The sequence below is a fragment of the Paenibacillus wynnii genome, from assembly GCF_000757885.1.
Lineage (GTDB): Bacteria > Bacillota > Bacilli > Paenibacillales > Paenibacillaceae > Paenibacillus_AQ > Paenibacillus_AQ wynnii.
On the sequence record NZ_JQCR01000003.1, the window covers coordinates 601,798 to 617,602 of the forward strand.

The 15,805-nt window shown below is 46.4% G+C and carries 15 protein-coding genes; 13 read left to right on the forward strand and 2 right to left on the reverse strand.

Annotation, left to right across the window (positions count from 1 at the left end; translation table 11 throughout):
* Window positions 1-61 precede the first annotated feature (61 nt).
* The 9 genes from def to spoVM all read left to right on the forward strand — a co-directional run bounded on the left by def (window position 62) and on the right by spoVM (window position 8,976).
* Window positions 62-547, forward strand: coding sequence for a peptide deformylase (gene def, locus PWYN_RS18005; protein WP_036654870.1), 486 nt, complete (start codon window positions 62-64; stop codon window positions 545-547).
* Window positions 548-552: 5 nt separating this feature from the next.
* Complete coding sequence (fmt, locus tag PWYN_RS18010; RefSeq protein ID WP_036654872.1) at window positions 553-1,503, forward strand: methionyl-tRNA formyltransferase; 951 nt, start codon at window positions 553-555, stop codon at window positions 1,501-1,503.
* Complete coding sequence (gene rsmB, locus PWYN_RS18015) at window positions 1,500-2,912, forward strand: 16S rRNA (cytosine(967)-C(5))-methyltransferase RsmB (RefSeq protein ID WP_084146780.1); 1,413 nt, start codon at window positions 1,500-1,502, stop codon at window positions 2,910-2,912. The genes fmt and rsmB overlap by 4 nt, the downstream gene beginning before the upstream one ends.
* 140 nt (window positions 2,913-3,052) lie before the next feature.
* Window positions 3,053-4,093, forward strand: a complete 1,041-nt coding sequence (gene rlmN, locus PWYN_RS18020; RefSeq protein ID WP_036658846.1) for a dual-specificity RNA methyltransferase RlmN — start codon at window positions 3,053-3,055, stop codon at window positions 4,091-4,093.
* Window positions 4,094-4,099: 6 nt separating this feature from the next.
* Window positions 4,100-4,876, forward strand: a complete 777-nt coding sequence (locus tag PWYN_RS18025; RefSeq protein WP_036654875.1) for a Stp1/IreP family PP2C-type Ser/Thr phosphatase — start codon at window positions 4,100-4,102, stop codon at window positions 4,874-4,876.
* Entirely contained in the window at window positions 4,873-7,050 is a 2,178-nt protein-coding gene (gene pknB / locus PWYN_RS18030) for a Stk1 family PASTA domain-containing Ser/Thr kinase (RefSeq protein ID WP_036654877.1), read from the forward strand. Before PWYN_RS18025 ends, pknB begins: the two co-directional genes overlap by 4 nt.
* Before the next feature lie 39 nt (window positions 7,051-7,089).
* Window positions 7,090-7,995: a ribosome small subunit-dependent GTPase A gene (gene rsgA, locus PWYN_RS18035; RefSeq protein ID WP_036654879.1), complete on the forward strand. Its 906-nt coding sequence runs from the start codon at window positions 7,090-7,092 to the stop codon at window positions 7,993-7,995.
* A gap of 4 nt (window positions 7,996-7,999) precedes the next feature.
* The gene (gene rpe, locus PWYN_RS18040; RefSeq protein WP_036654881.1) at window positions 8,000-8,665 is read left to right on the forward strand and encodes a ribulose-phosphate 3-epimerase; all 666 of its coding nucleotides are present in this window, start codon (window positions 8,000-8,002) and stop codon (window positions 8,663-8,665) included.
* A gap of 230 nt (window positions 8,666-8,895) precedes the next feature.
* Window positions 8,896-8,976, forward strand: coding sequence for a stage V sporulation protein SpoVM (gene spoVM / locus PWYN_RS18045; RefSeq protein ID WP_020431362.1), 81 nt, complete (start codon window positions 8,896-8,898; stop codon window positions 8,974-8,976).
* 102 nt (window positions 8,977-9,078) lie between these two features.
* On the opposite strand, the gene rpmB is transcribed toward spoVM, so the two are convergent.
* On the reverse strand, window positions 9,079-9,267 hold the full coding sequence (rpmB, locus tag PWYN_RS18050) for a 50S ribosomal protein L28 (RefSeq protein ID WP_036654886.1): 189 nt from the start codon (window positions 9,265-9,267) through the stop codon (window positions 9,079-9,081).
* Between the two features lie 192 nt (window positions 9,268-9,459).
* Here rpmB and PWYN_RS18055 point away from each other — a divergent pair, with 192 nt between their 5' ends.
* The 4 genes from PWYN_RS18055 to PWYN_RS18070 all read left to right on the forward strand — a co-directional run bounded on the left by PWYN_RS18055 (window position 9,460) and on the right by PWYN_RS18070 (window position 14,575).
* Window positions 9,460-11,238: a DAK2 domain-containing protein gene (locus PWYN_RS18055; RefSeq protein WP_036654888.1), complete on the forward strand. Its 1,779-nt coding sequence runs from the start codon at window positions 9,460-9,462 to the stop codon at window positions 11,236-11,238.
* Between the two features lie 58 nt (window positions 11,239-11,296).
* Entirely contained in the window at window positions 11,297-12,157 is an 861-nt protein-coding gene (locus PWYN_RS18060) for a DegV family protein (protein ID WP_036654892.1), read from the forward strand.
* 12 nt (window positions 12,158-12,169) lie between these two features.
* Window positions 12,170-14,221, forward strand: coding sequence for an ATP-dependent DNA helicase RecG (recG, locus tag PWYN_RS18065; RefSeq protein ID WP_036654893.1), 2,052 nt, complete (start codon window positions 12,170-12,172; stop codon window positions 14,219-14,221).
* A gap of 66 nt (window positions 14,222-14,287) precedes the next feature.
* Complete coding sequence (locus PWYN_RS18070) at window positions 14,288-14,575, forward strand: stage VI sporulation protein F (protein ID WP_036654895.1); 288 nt, start codon at window positions 14,288-14,290, stop codon at window positions 14,573-14,575.
* Window positions 14,576-14,650: 75 nt separating this feature from the next.
* Here the strand turns inward: PWYN_RS18070 and PWYN_RS18075 are convergent, their stop codons facing one another.
* A complete protein-coding gene (locus PWYN_RS18075; protein WP_036654898.1) occupies window positions 14,651-15,556 on the reverse strand; it encodes a C40 family peptidase in 906 nt (301 codons plus the stop codon).
* Window positions 15,557-15,805: the final 249 nt, after the last annotated feature.

Below are 15,805 nucleotides of genomic sequence, written 5' to 3' on the forward strand. Positions count from 1 at the left end.
CGTTACTTAATATGATAAAATACTACGGGACTATGTTCAGGACAAGGAAGGTGTTGGCAGTATGGCAATTCGAATGATCGTACTAGAACCGGATGATGTGTTGCACAAACGGGCAAAAGAAGTAGCAGTAGTTACATCTAATGTTAAAAAACTGCTTGATGATATGGCTCATACAATGTATGACGCTGAAGGTGTGGGATTAGCAGCGCCGCAAGTAGGGATCCTAAAGCGGTTGATTGTTATAGATGCAGATGATGAGAACGGGTTGATTAAAATGATTAATCCAGAGATCATTCACTCCGAGGGGGAACAGCTGGGGCCTGAAGGCTGCCTTAGTATCCCGGGAATTAACGGAGATGTACGTCGGGCGGAGACCGTAACTGTTCGTGGCCTTAACCGTGATGGTGAAGAAATAACAATTACCGGCAGCGGACTTTTGGCACGGGCGTTTCAGCATGAGATAGATCACCTTAACGGAGTATTGTTTACGGATATTGCTGAGAAGGTATATGAGATGAAACTTGACCGTATCGAGACTGAGGAGTGAACAAAATGAAGATTGTGTTCATGGGCACACCTGCCTTTGCGGTACCGTGTCTGCAAATGCTGGTTGAAGAAGGTTACAATGTCGTGGCTGTGTTGACCCAGCCCGATCGGCCGCAGGGCAGAAAGAAGACCCTTACGCCCTCACCAGTCAAGGAAGCAGCATTATCTCTAGGTCTGCCCGTCTTGCAGCCTGAACGATTGCGCCGTGGGGAGGCTGTAGAAGAGCTTGCTGCCTATGAGCCCGAGTTGATTATAACAGCCGCATACGGGCAAATATTGCCAAAAGCAGTGCTGGATTTGCCGGTGCGCGGCTGTGTAAATGTCCATGGTTCATTACTCCCGAAATACCGCGGAGGTGCACCTATTCAGCGTTCCGTGATCAACGGAGAGAAGATGACAGGTGTCACATTGATGTATATGGCTGAAGGTCTGGATACCGGGGATATGATCTCGAAGGTGGAGGTTCCGATTGACGAGGCCGATACGGCGGGTACACTGTTCGAGAAGCTAAGCTTGGCCGGCAGGGATTTGTTGAAGTCGGAGATGCAGCGCTTGGTAGCCGGACCTGTTCCTGCGATACCTCAGGATGACAGCGAAGCTACTTATGCTCCTAATCTTAAAAGAGAAGATGAGCGGATAGACTGGAATGCTGGCTCCAGGGATATTTACAACCGGATACGTGGATTAGTACCGTTTTCCGGTGTGTTTACACTTTGGAATGAAGAGACGTTCAAGGTTTGGGCGGCAGCAAATCCCTCGAATACTCCCGGTTCAACGTATAAATCGACAAATGCAGTGCCCGGTACGGTTCTTGCATTGAATGAGCAAGGTATTCTAGTGAAGACCGGAGACGGGGTTCTAGTTCTAACTTCTGTTCAGCCTGCCGGTAAAAAAGCCATGAGTGCAAGCGACTTTGCCCGTGGCGGGTCCATGAAGCCCGGCATGGTGCTGGTGTGACTCCGGGCGATAACGGCAAGGGCCGTAACAAAGGGCATAGTATTAATCCCAAACCTAGAGCATTAACAGCCAGGGAGGTTGCACTTGATGTGCTTGTTCGTGTGGATGAGCAGGGAGCTTACAGTAATTTGCTTCTGAACAGCAGCTTGCAAAAATCTGGATTAAGCAGAGAAGATGCCGGGCTTGCTACAGAGCTTGTATACGGTACAATCTCACGGCTGATTACGCTGGATTTTGTGCTGGAGCAGTTTGTTAGCAAAGGGCTTGTCAAACTGCAACCTTGGGTCCGGAGTTTACTTCGGCTCAGTCTCTATCAGATCATGTATCTAGATCGAATTCCTTCACACGCGGCTGTTAATGAAGCGGTTAATATCTCCAAAAAACGCGGACATCAGGGGATTTCCGGTATGGTAAACGGCGTTCTCCGTAGTGTACTGCGGGCCGGAGACCTGCCGGTTTTGCCGGGAAATCTAAGTGAGGCCAAACGTATCTCTCTCCAGCATTCACACCCTTTATGGATGGTGAAGCGCTGGATAGCTGAATATGGTGCGGAGATAGCAGAGGCCATATGTGCTGCTAATAATGAACCACCTGCAGTAAGTGTTCGGGTAAATACAACTTTGATTAGCCGCGAAAAGCTGCTCAATGAAATGCAGGAGCAGGGGCTGAACGCACTAGCTTCTGAGGTTAGTCCGTATGGTATTGTGGTCAAAGGCGGAGGCAATATGGCTCTTACACCATGGTATCGTGACGGTTATCTGTCGATTCAGGATGAGAGTTCTATGCTCGTAGCTGAAGCTGTAGCTCCTGAGCCCGGGATGAAAGTTCTTGATTGCTGTGCAGCTCCAGGCGGTAAAACCGCTCACATGGCTGAGCTCATGAAAGACGAGGGCTATATTTACGCTAATGATCTTCATCTCCATAAGGCCAAGCTAATCTCTGATCAGGCAGTGCGCCTCGGGTTGGAGAGCATTGTAATAGGCAGTGTAGATGCAATGGATTTAGATAGTACTTGTGAGCATTCTTCCTTTGATCGGATATTATTGGATGCTCCTTGCTCCGGTCTGGGAGTTATTCGCCGCAAGCCCGATTTGAAATGGCGCAAAGAACCTGAAGATGTAGCAAGTATTGCTGCATTACAGAAGGGACTTTTAGAATCGGTCTCGAAACTGCTTAAGCCAGGAGGTATGCTGGTATATAGTACCTGTACGACGGAGCAGGCAGAGAACAGCGATATCGTCACCTCCTTTTTAGATATGAATCCGGACTTTACCGCAATAACTTTTTCGTCTCCAATATGGGGTCGCCTTCAGGAAACTGCACTGGCAAGAGGAGAAGGGATTCAAATTTTACCGAATCATTTTGGAAGTGACGGGTTCTATATTTCCTGTCTTCAGCGTCGCTTGTAGCAGCACTGCTTCTATAAGGCAATCCCGCCTGCCGGGCTCTCCCGGTGGGCCTTTCTTTTACCGTGTCTAAATTTTATGTTAAAATAGGAAGAATGAGAAATAATAAGCATATCCTTATGAAAGAACAGGTGCTAACTATAATGAAACATTTAATATATGATTTTTCTCTGGAAGAGTTACAGCAATGGGCCAAAGACAATGGAGAACCGGCTTTTCGCGGTGGGCAGATTTTTGACTGGCTATATGTGAAACGTGTAAGTGAATTCGAAGCAATGAGCAACCTCTCCAAAGGTCTGCGTGAAAAGCTTCAAGAACAATTTTCAATAGATGCGTTAAAAGAAATAACGAAGCTGGAGTCTAAGGACGGTACGGTTAAATTCCTGTTCGGTCTGCATGATGATCATGCGATTGAGACAGTAATCATGAAGCATAACTACGGCAACAGCGTTTGTGTAACCACACAGGTCGGCTGCCGAATTGGGTGTACTTTCTGCGCGTCTACCCTTGGAGGTTTGAAGCGTGACTTGACGGCAGGCGAGATTGTTGCTCAGGTGGTCCGCTCCCAACAAATTCTGGATGCCCGTGGTGAACGTGTCAGCAGCATCGTAATTATGGGTACCGGAGAACCGTTTGAGAACTATGATGCAACCATGAGATTTTTACGTCTGATGATCCATGAAAAGGGTCTTAATATAGGACAACGCCATATCACGGTATCCACCAGCGGTATTGTGCCAAACATTTATAAATTCGCGGATGAGGATACGCAGATCAATCTGGCGATCTCCATTCACGCACCTAACGATGCGCTGCGTTCCAAGCTGATGCCGGTTAATCGGCGTTACCCTTTTGACGATGTAATTGAATCCTTGCGTTATTACCAGGCCAAAACAGGTCGGCGCGTAAGCTTTGAATATGCGTTGATCGGCGGAGTTAATGACCAGCCGGAGCATGCCGAAGAATTGGCCGGAGTGCTGAAAACGATGCTGTGTCACGTCAACCTGATTCCGGTAAATCACGTTCCGGAACGCAAATATGTTCGAACTTCCCGTAATGACATCTTTGAATTTCAACGGATATTGGCAGATCATGGAGTGAATGTTACAATACGCCGTGAGCAAGGCCATGATATCGCAGCCGCGTGCGGACAGCTGCGCGCTAAACACATGGAGTTGGGGTGAGGATATTTGATCAGAACAGTTCATGCCAGCGACATTGGTCGGGTACGTTCCGTCAATGAAGATTCAGTCTGGGTCGGCGCTACGCGCCACGGTTATACGCTTGGCATTATCGCCGATGGAATGGGCGGACATCAGGCCGGTGACATCGCAAGCAAGCTCGCACTAAATGATATGAAAGGCAAGCTTGACAGCCTTCAGCCAGATATTTCTGATGATGGGCTGAGGGAAGCCCTGTCAACCGCAATACTGGAGGCAAACGATACTGTCTTTAAGGAAGCGTCCAGTGACGAGAAGTATCACAATATGGGTACTACAGTCGTTGCTGCACTGCTGAAAGGATCAGCCGGATATATCGGCCACATCGGGGACAGCAGAGCTTACAAGGTAAAGGAAGGTATTGCGACTCAGTTAACTGAAGATCATACGCTGGTCAATGAGCTGTTCAAGAACGGACAGATCAGCCAGGAGGAGCTTGAACACCATCCTCGCCGCAATGTACTTACTAGAGCACTGGGGACGGATGCGGAAACCAAGGTTGATCTAACAGCTGTAGTCCTAGATCCCGGGGAAGTACTGCTCCTATGCAGTGATGGCTTAAGTAATTTTGTCAGCACTGAGCATTTGGGGAAGGTAGCAGGGATATTGGAAATAACGCTAGAGGAAAGAGCGGACCGATTACTTCAGCTGGCATTACTTGCTGGCGGCGGCGATAACATCAGCGTCGCTATGTTAGAACATCATGAAGAGGCCTCTGTGCCCGAAGCAAAGGGGTGGGACTTATGATCGGTCACGAATTGGGCGGCCGTTACCAAGTCATCGAACGGATAGGTGGAGGCGGAATGGCGCTCGTATATAGAGCCCATGATATATTGTTGAACCGAAACGTCGCTATTAAAGTTTTACGCAGTCAGTTTGTGCATGATGAAGAATTTATTCGCCGGTTCCGGCGGGAGGCGCAATCTGCAGCTTCCTTATCTCATCCGAATGTAGTCAGTATTTATGATGTAGGACAGGAAGACGAAATTCATTATATCGTTATGGAATATATTGAAGGCAAGAATTTGAATGAAATCATAAAAGAACGATCCTCACTTCAAGTAGATGAGTCTGTGCGTATTGCTTCGCAGATTTGCGACGCACTAGATCATGCGCACCAGAATCAGATTATTCACCGTGATATCAAGCCTCATAATATACTAATTGGACGTAATGGAAGAGTCAAAGTGACTGATTTTGGTATTGCACGCGCGGTTACCTCCACAACGATTACACAAACCGGCTCCGTTGTTGGTTCAGTACATTATTTTTCTCCGGAGCATGCTAAGGGTGTAACTACTGGCGAGAAATCCGATTTGTATTCCCTAGGTATTGTATTGTACCAGATGCTGACTGGATGCTTGCCTTTTTTAGGGGAAAGTCCAATTAGTATTGCCTTAAAGCACCTGCAAGAGGATTTTGAAGAGCCTAAGAAACTGAATCCATTAATTCCGCAGAGTGTGGAGAACGTAATTCTAAGATCCATGCGTAAGAATCCGGAGGAACGGTATCATTCTGCCAAGGAAATGCTACAGGATTTGGAAACCTGCCTGCTCCCGGAACGTCGAAGTGAGTCAAAGGTAGACTTCCATGATGAATATGATGAGGACAAGACTCGCATCATTCCTGCTATCAAACCTCTTCCAAGAGGGAGCGGCTCCCGCAACGGAGGCAGTGACAGGATGCAACGGGCAGAGGAAGAGTATCCAGTGACCAAAGGAAAGAAGAAATGGCTCAGTCCTGCATTATGGATTGGACTTACCTTACTGCTTCTAGTGGCCATGTTTAGCGTTGTGTGGTATGTGAAATCCATGTTGGACGTTCCAGAGGTGGCTGTACCTTATGTGGTCAATATGTCTCTTGAGGATGCAAAGCTTAAACTGGATGAAGTGGGTCTACTAATAGATGATCCAGTGATCAAGGAGTACAACCCCAACTTCGCTGAAGGTATTGTCTTTGACCAAAACAAGCCTGAGGAAACGATGGTGAAAAAAGGCACAAGTATTGTGCTTTCAGTGAGTACAGCTAAACCTATGGCAAACATGCTGGACTTTTCTGGAAAGACACTTGAAGAAGCAACCAAAGCTTTGATTGCTCTAGGGGTAACTGAGAATCGGATTACTTCGGACAACCGTAATAGCTCAGACGTAGAGCCAGGGCTAATCATCACGCAGGACCCGCTTCCGAACAGCAAATTTGACCCGGAAACGGCTCAGGTTACAATTATCGTGAGTAAAGGCGAAGAAAGTGTTGATATGCCCGACCTAACCGGCCTTACTGAGAAAGAGGCTGAAGCGAAGCTTGAGGAATTCAATCTTGTGCTTGGTGACGTGAAGGAAGATTCCAGCTTTACTGTAGACAAGGGCAAGGTTACAAAACAATGGCCTTATGATAAAGGTACCCCGGTTGCACCAGGAACCAAAATAACCATTTATTTAAGCACAGGCTATCCACCGGAAGCTCTAGAATATACTTTTAATCTACCTGTTGCTCCTACACAAATTGGTAAAAAGACCAAGATGCGAATTGTATTTGCAGATGCACGAAACAATGGTGAGAACCAAGAATGGGGAACCCGGTCAGTTGGTAAAAGTCAGGTGTTGTCTGTAAATCTGGTGTTAGCGCCGAATAAGGATGGGGTTGTCTCGCTATATCGTGATGGCGAATTCTTTGAGACTTATCTGGTTTCCTATATGGATGCCAAAAATAATACGGTGCCGATACCAGAGCAAGTGGGAGAACCTACGCCGGAGCCTACACAGCAACCAACGGAACAGCCAGCTACCCAAGACCCGGCAACGGATCCAACCATCGCTCCTGTAGATCCAGGGGATGGCAGTACAGAGAATGGGGAAGTAGATCAGACTGGATTCCAAAGTGGTAATGTTAAAGGTAAAGGGAAAGCAAAGAACGGCAATTGAGTAGAGAAACCAAACTCAGGAGAGGAAGGCTCACTATGTATGCCTGAAGGAGTAATTATTAAGGCTTTAAGCGGATATTATTACGTCAAACCGCTTCGGGAAGGGGCAATAGCCTCGGAGGTAACAGCTGTAACATGCAGAGGGCGTGGTGTCTTCAAAAACAGAGGAATTACCCCCCTTGTTGGTGATCGGGTAATCTATGTTCTAACAGAAAACGGAGAAGGTACGGTTACTGAAATTCTGCCGAGAATTTCCGAACTGATAAGGCCAACTGTCGCTAATGTTAGTCTAGCAGTACTGCTGTTTTCTGTTCGCGAGCCGGATATGAATCTGAACTTATTGGATAAATTTCTGGTACACATAGAACATTCCGGGATTGAAACGTTGATTGTTCTTACCAAACAGGATTTAGCAGAAAATGACCAAGAAACAACAAACCAAGTTAAAGAATTATATCAGCGTATTGGTTATGAAGTGATGGTTACCAGCTCACTGACGGGTTCCGGAAGTGAAGACCTGCGCAAACGGTTATCAGGGATCATCAGTGTGTTTTCCGGACAATCTGGCGTGGGCAAGTCAACTTTACTGAATCGGATTGTACCCGGCCTCCTTCTGGAGACAGGTGAGATTAGTCTGAGACTTGGTAGAGGACGCCATACAACCCGTCATGTTGAGCTGATGGATATTGGAGAGGGCGGATTTGTAGCAGACACTCCCGGCTTTAGCCAGTTGGACTTCCTCGAACTTGAAGTCGATGAACTCTCTGCTTGCTTCCGTGAATTTGTCCCTCTTGCGGAACAATGTAAATTTCGCGGATGTAGTCATCTGCATGAACCGGATTGCCGCGTAATTGAAGCTTTGGAAGCAGGGAATATCTCGATGAGCCGTTATGAACATTACAAGCTGTTTTATCAAGAAATGAAGGATAAGAAGCGGAGGTACTGACTCGATGATTATTATTGCCCCATCCCTATTGTCGGCGGATTTCGCCGCTCTGGGTGCTGAAGTAGCAGAAGCTGAGGCCAGCGGTGCGGATTGGATTCATGTAGATGTAATGGATGGACATTTTGTGCCCAATATTACCCTGGGCCCCTCAATTGTAAAAGCAGTGTCAGCTCATACGTCATTGCCGCTTGATGTTCATCTGATGATTGAAGCACCCGAACGTTATATTGCTGATTTTGCTGCCGCAGGCGCCGGAGTAATTACAGTTCATGCAGAAGCTTGCATCCACTTACATCGTGTCATTCACCAAATTAAGGAGCTTGGGCTTTTGGCTGGCGTGGCGATAAATCCAGGGACTCCTGCAGCTGCGATTCGTGAAGTGCTTATGGATGTAGATATGGTGCTGGTGATGACAGTGAACCCCGGTTTTGGAGGTCAAGCGTTCATACCTGCGACTTTGCGTAAAATTCGGCAGATTCGCCAGTGGGCGAATGAAGTGAATCCCGGTCTTCGTATTGAAGTGGACGGTGGCATTGCGGAGTCAACGGCTGCATTGGTTGCTGAAGCCGGAGCGGACGTATTAGTGGCTGGCAACGCGGTATTTGGACGGAGTGACCGTACAGCGGCGATTGCCTCCATTCGTGCAGCAGCGAATGAAAAGGCCCAATAAGAGGCCAATAAGAAGACTTGAGGTAATAGGATAAGCCCCATACGCATAAATATGGTTACATGAGCAGAAATCTCATGTAGCCTTTTTTTATTGAAATATAAGAAAGAAATAAGGTTCCCACAATCTTCTTATATTTCTTCTTATGGAACGGAGAGGACTGCAATGCCGTTTCGTTTCGGATTCAGAGTAAGTCTCCTACCGTAAGGCATGAAATGATGGGAGGGTGAATTATGAAATTTTACACATTCAAGCTACCGAGATTTTTGGGAGGTTTTGTGAAAGCAATTCTGAACACATTTCAGAAAAGCTGAGTCCCTAAAACAAAAGAAAACATGAAAAAAAGCACCTTACAAATGTAAAGGGTGCTTTTTGCTTGATAAAAAATATAGGTCGAGTCTGGAAGTTTCTAGAAACTAGACGCGCTCAACTTTACCGGATTTCAAAGCACGGGTGCTGACGTATACGCGTTTCGGTTTGCCGTTTACCAAGATACGGACCTTCTGAACGTTAACTCCCCAAGTACGACGATTACGGTTGTTTGCGTGAGACACGTTGTTTCCAGTACTTGGGCTTTTGCCTGTTACTGCACATTTGCGGGACATATATTACACCTCCTTGTTACTTACACCTGCATAAAACAATACTTAAATATAATATCACAGTAAAAAATGCTACGTCAACCGATTCAAAAACATTTATTTCTTTTGTCTCTTATAGTACAATATATATTAGTGTATTATGTCCAGTTAATGAATGCGTTGATTAGGCATGAAGTGTAGGAAGGGGAATTCTCATTGAGCAAGCGTTCTATAAATGGAACAGACTTTACCGCAATGGTTTTAGCAGGTGCGGATAAGCTGCAGCAGCATGCTGAGTACGTCAATTCTTTAAATGTCTTTCCGGTCCCAGATGGTGATACGGGAACTAATATGAATTTGACGATGACTGCAGGTGCGAATGAATTGAAGAAAATTAATACATCCTCTGTTGGTCAATGTGCTGGTGTCCTCTCTAAAGGTCTTTTAATGGGCGCACGCGGCAACTCCGGTGTAATACTGTCTCAGTTGTTCAGAGGCTTTAGCCGGTATTCTGCGCAGCATGAAGAGCTTAGTACAGTACAATTTGCAGCAGCATTGCAAACAGGAGTAGATACCGCTTATAAAGCAGTTGTTAAACCGGTAGAAGGAACTATTCTTACCGTTGCCAAAGAAGCTGCAAGACATGCTGTTTATTATGCCCGCCGTACAAGCGATGTTACTGAGCTGATGACAGAAGTGTTGACGAAGGCTAAAGAAGCATTAGCGAACACACCTGAGCTTTTGCCTGTGCTTAAGCAAGTAGGTGTTGTTGACTCTGGAGGGCAAGGCCTGGTTTATATCTACGAAGGCTTCCACCAGTACCTGACGAACGGTAACCATGCCGTTAGCACCCCATCACAGGGACAAGCCGTTCCAGTGAAGACTGTGCCCGTTTCCGTATTAACGAAAACGGATCTTGCCTTAACAACGGTACAGACTACTGCACAATCTCAGCTGTCTACGGAAGACATTGAATTCTTATACGATATGGAATTTTTCATTAATCGTCACCTAGGCGGAACCGCTGTAGCGGATTTTGATGAGGATGCATTTCGGAAAGCGTTATCAGTTAATGGCGATTCCATCATCGTTATTTCAGACGATGAGACCATTAAAGTGCATGTACATTCCAAAGCTCCCGGTGAGGTCCTTAATCTGGCCTTGAAATTCGGAGAGATCACACAAATCCATATTTTAAATATGCGAGAACAGCATCGCGACTTACTTACGGCAGGAATGGATATTGCTCCAATGCCGGAGGTTTTTGCAGATATTCCTAAGGAGATAAGCAGTATTCAATCTCCAGCGGTACCCCCGGCGGACGATTTGGCTCCCTTTGGATTCATAGCGGTATCATCCGGTAAGGGGATAGCTGATATTTTCAAAAGTCTTGGAGTAGATGCCGTCCTGGCAGGAGGCCAGACTATGAACCCGAGCACAGAGGATTTCGTAAATGCGATCTCTTCTATATCTGCGAAGCATGTTTATATCCTGCCTAACAACTCTAACATTATTTTGGCTGCACAGCAGGCCAAGGAACTGTTGGAAGGTGAACGTGATATTACAGTGATCCCTAGCAAGAGTATTCCTCAAGGAATCGCGGCCGCCTTTGCTTTTCAGGAAGAGGATGCAGTCGAGAGTAATACTGAGAACATGCTCGAGGCTATCTCCCAAGTTAAATCGGGCCAAGTGACCCACGCAGTGCGTGATACCAGCTTTGACGAACTAGAAATTAAATCAGGGCAATTTATCGGGATCTCCAACTCCAAAATTGTCGCCGCAGCGGATGATCTTTTGGCTTCGAGTACAGCTTTATTATCCAATATGATTGAGAATGGCGATGAAATCGTCACGATCTTGATTGGTGAAGAAGCGAATGCGGAGGTTACGGAGACTTTGGGTCAGTGGTTGCAAGAGACCTATCCGGATGTGGAAGTTGAAATACATGAGGGCGGCCAACCAATCTATTACTATTTATTTTCCGTGGAGCCGTAACCTGAACTTATTACTCTAAAATATAGCGGTATGTGCAATTAAATGGGGGAGGCAATCTATGAATCGTACCATAATCGTAACCGATAGTACTTCCGATATCCCGCCAGCAATGGCGGAAGCACTGGGTATTGAGGTAGTCCCATTGACATTAATGTTCGGCGAAGAAGCTTTCCGGGACAATTTGGATATGACACCAGAGCAGTTTTATGAGCGTCTTCCCCGTTCTCCACAGCTGCCGACTACTTCTCAACCGTCACCGGTAGAGTATATGAATGTTTACCGGACTATTTTAGAGCGTTATCCGGATAGTTCTATTCTTTCCCTTCATATTTCTTCCGCTCTAAGTGGGACCTACCAATCCGCAATGCTGGCTAAATCCATGCTTGAGGAAGAGGGGGAAGGGATAACCGTTGTGGATACCCTTTCTGCGTCCTATGGATTCGGTGTAATGGTAACTCACGCGGCCAGATTATCTGCAGAGGGTAAATCAGTTCCTGAAATTCTGGAATCCGTAGAAAAGCTGCGTCTTTCCCGTAAATTGTACTTTTTGGTGGATACCTTGGAGTATCTTCAAAAGGGAGGCAGGATCGGTAAAGCATCTGCTGTACTGGGTACATTACTGAATATCAAACCGATTCTCTCGATTGACTCCGAAGGTGTTATTTATGCGGTTGAGAAGGTCAGAGGACGGAAGAAGGCAGTTGCCCGTATGATCGAGCTGTTCAAGGCAGATCTGCAGGGTGTGAATAAAATTAATGTGGCTGTGGGTCATACCGCTGAACCGGAGTCCGGCAAGGAATTCCTTAACGAACTGGCGGGGCATTTCACGCTGGAAGAGCAAGTGCTAACCAACATAGGTCCTGTGGTTGGCAGCCATGTCGGAAACGGAACTTTAGCCGTATTCATCTGGCCCGCATAATGAGGGATGAACATGACACAGTCTTTAGATAAAATTGAAGTTAAGAAAATAACTGGCGTGAGCGCTCAAAAGCAAGGCGAGCTCCACGCCTTTGGCGTTTCTACAGTGAAGGATTTGCTGGAATATTATCCGTTTCGCTATGAGGATTATCGACCTCGAACGTTAAGTGAGGTGAAGCATGGGGATAAAGTGACGCTGGAGACCAAAGTAATCGGCATCCCTGTGCTGCAGCGGTTCGGTGGCAAATCACGTCTTAGCTGCAAAATGGTGGCGGAGCCATGGATGTTCACTGCCACCTGGTTCAACCGTCAATATGTACGGGAGCAGTTGACTATAGGCCGGGAGATTGTTCTTACAGGCAAGTGGGATCAGAAGCGAAATCAAATTACAGTAACCGATTATGAATTTCCTGACCGAGGTGAAGGGAAGACGGGGACACTGCAACCTGTATATTCTGTGGGTGCCAAGATTACGCAGTCATGGATTAGAAAAGTTATTCATCAGGCCTTGCAGCAGTTCGGCGACCTAATCCCGGAAATTTTACCCCAATTGATTCTGAGGAAATACGATTTCATGCCCCGGAAACGGGCAATCGCTACGATTCATAAGCCTGAGGACAGTCAGGAAGGGCAGCAGGGGCGGCGGCGCATGGTATACGAAGAATTGTTCCTTTTTCAATTAAAGGTCCAAGCCTTTCGTGTACTAAATCGCGGACGAATGGACGGAGTAGTTCACACCACGGATAACGCCACGATCCGACAATTTGTCCGCAGTCTTCCATTTGAGCTTACAAATGCCCAGAAATCCGTGGAGCTTGAAATTCTTCATGATATGCGCTCTCCCTACTGTATGAATCGGTTATTGCAAGGGGATGTAGGCTCCGGCAAAACTGTTTTGGCTGCCATTGCCTTGTTCACTACAGTCCGCTCAGGGTTTCAGGGTGCTCTTATGGTTCCAACGGAGATATTAGCTGAACAGCACATGAGGTCTCTTACGAAGATGTTTGAGCCGTTTGAGATTACGGTTGGGTTGTTAACAGGAAGTGTAAACGGACGTAAACGTAAAGATTTATTAGCTTCACTCCAAATGGGGATGACGGATATTGTGGTAGGAACCCATGCCTTGATCCAGGAGGATGTCTTCTTTCGGAGTCTTGGGATGGTTGTGACGGATGAGCAGCATCGATTCGGAGTGAATCAACGCGGTGTATTGCGCCGTAAAGGCTACAACCCCGATGTACTTACGATGACAGCCACCCCTATTCCGCGTACACTGGCGATTACCGTATTTGGTGATATGGATGTGTCTACGCTGTCGGAGCGCCCCAAAGGGCGTGTACCCATTACTACCTACTGGGTGAAGCATGACCTTTTGGAGAGAGTACTGAAGCTAATTAGACGTGAGGTAGACCAAGGGCGGCAGGCCTATCTCATTTGTCCCCTCATTGAAGAGTCGGACAAGTTGGATGTTCAGAATGTTATTGATCTGCATATTCAGATGAGTCAGGCCTTTCCGGATTTTAAAGTTGGGTTATTGCATGGACGGATGACACCGGGTGAAAAGGATGAGGTTATGCGCGCGTTCTATAGCAATGATCTGCAATTGCTGGTCTCCACAACGGTTGTAGAGGTGGGTGTTGACGTTCCGAATGCTACACTGATGGTAATCATGGATGCGGATCGTTTCGGCTTGTCACAGCTGCATCAGCTGCGTGGGCGGGTAGGCAGAGGAGTCCACGCCTCTTTTTGTGTACTGGTTGCTGATCCGAAGTCTGAAATTGGGCGGGAACGGATGAGCGCTATGACAGAAACGGATGACGGATTCGAAGTCTCGCGGAGGGATTTGGAGCTGCGTGGACCTGGAGATTTCTTCGGGACGAAGCAGAGCGGATTGCCGGAGTTCCGCTTGGCGGACATGACTGCAGACTTCGATGTTCTGGAACAAGCAAGGGACGATGCGGCCGAGCTGCTGAAGGATGCTCAGTTCTGGACTTCTCCTGATTTCGCTCCATTACGGAGTTATCTTCAGGGCGAGCAGATTTTCCAAGGGGATTTAATTGATTAATTAGGCACATGCGGCTCTTCACCAACATATACTAAGCAATATTGGATATGATTGGGGGTGCCGAGCTTGAATTATCAGCAATTTGGAATCAGCCCGCAGCTCGTAGAACGGATTAAGCTGAAGATGAAGAATCCTGCGATCAAGGAACGTGTTAAGAATATGATCAATGGAATCTCTAAGAAGGATCTTCAGGACGGTGCGATTGTACGTAGGCTGGTGCGCAATGCAGCAGGTGTGATGAGTGAGAAATTAACATCTACACAAGAAGAACAAATTGTGAAGTTTATTATTGCTCAGAAAATTGATCCCAATAATACCTTTCATCTTATTCGTCTGTGGGGGATGTTCCGCTAAGGATTGTATAAGGTACTCATAATAAAAAAGCGTTCCAGCCCGACAAAGGCAGGAACGCTTTTTTAGCCGTTTATTTTAATGAATACGCTGCATATGAAGAATTACGTCACTCCAATACCCATTATCCAAATTACTTATCTGTACTCCGGGTTCACCCCAGGTGTGAATAAACTTGCCGTTTCCGATATAAATGCCGACATGTCCAGGAATCGCATTACTTTTGAACCGTCCGGGTACGGTGAAGAATATCAGGTCGCCTTGCCGCAGCTCGTTGCGATTGACACGTCTCCCTTGGTTATCCTGATCTTTGGCTAGCCTCGGCAAGTTAACACCGAATTTCCGGTACACATGGCGGGTAAATGAAGAGCAGTCAAAGGTCTTGGTATCCTCGTACGGTCCAGCTCCAAATACGTACGGAACACCCATATACCTTTTAGCGTAAGAGACTAATTCATCGGTATTCACGGAAGTTCTACTTTGGATTCGGAAAGACTGAACCTGGTTGTTATTTATAGGCTCTGTAGGGGTGTCAATCATAACCTCACCGTTGTTTGAATTTATGCTTACCTTAGTTTGCAGAAATTTCGATAACGAGGTGGTCGTCAAATAAATATGACCGTTTCGTCGCTGTGGGGCTTCCGGTAAGTAGAACTGCTGGCCAAGGGAGTATACTTTCCTCGAAGAAGGACGCATCATGTACATCACATCACTGTAACCGATTTTGGCGTAACCCCCGTTCGAGGATTCGTCTTTAATACGGTATCCGAGAGAGGCTATAGCTGGTTCAAGCGGAACCCATGTCTTTCCTGTCTGGTCTGTTATTGCAGATTTCTCGATATAGCTGGAGGCAGCTGTTCTATACTGGGAATTAGAGTTTGCAGATTGCGGGCTAACGTTTTGAGTGTTGCCGCAAGCCGTACCAGTCGAGACAATAGCCGTCAGAATAAGGATAGATTGTAATTTTTGCTGAAAAGATATCATGTCACACGCTCCCCTTATAAACTGTAAGTTAAGTGTGTGCAGAGGGCGTTTTATTATGTATTCAGAGCTAGGTAATGTATGTCAAGGAAATCAACTCTGTTCATATATAAAAAAATGAGATTGTGCTTATTTTGTAAAATATGGCGAGAACATAAATGATTGACGGATAATCAACCTCCATATAATATTAAGTTTAATAGATTTTCCTAGGCATATGTAAGGTTTGTGGGAGCTTATGCTTTAACGCTT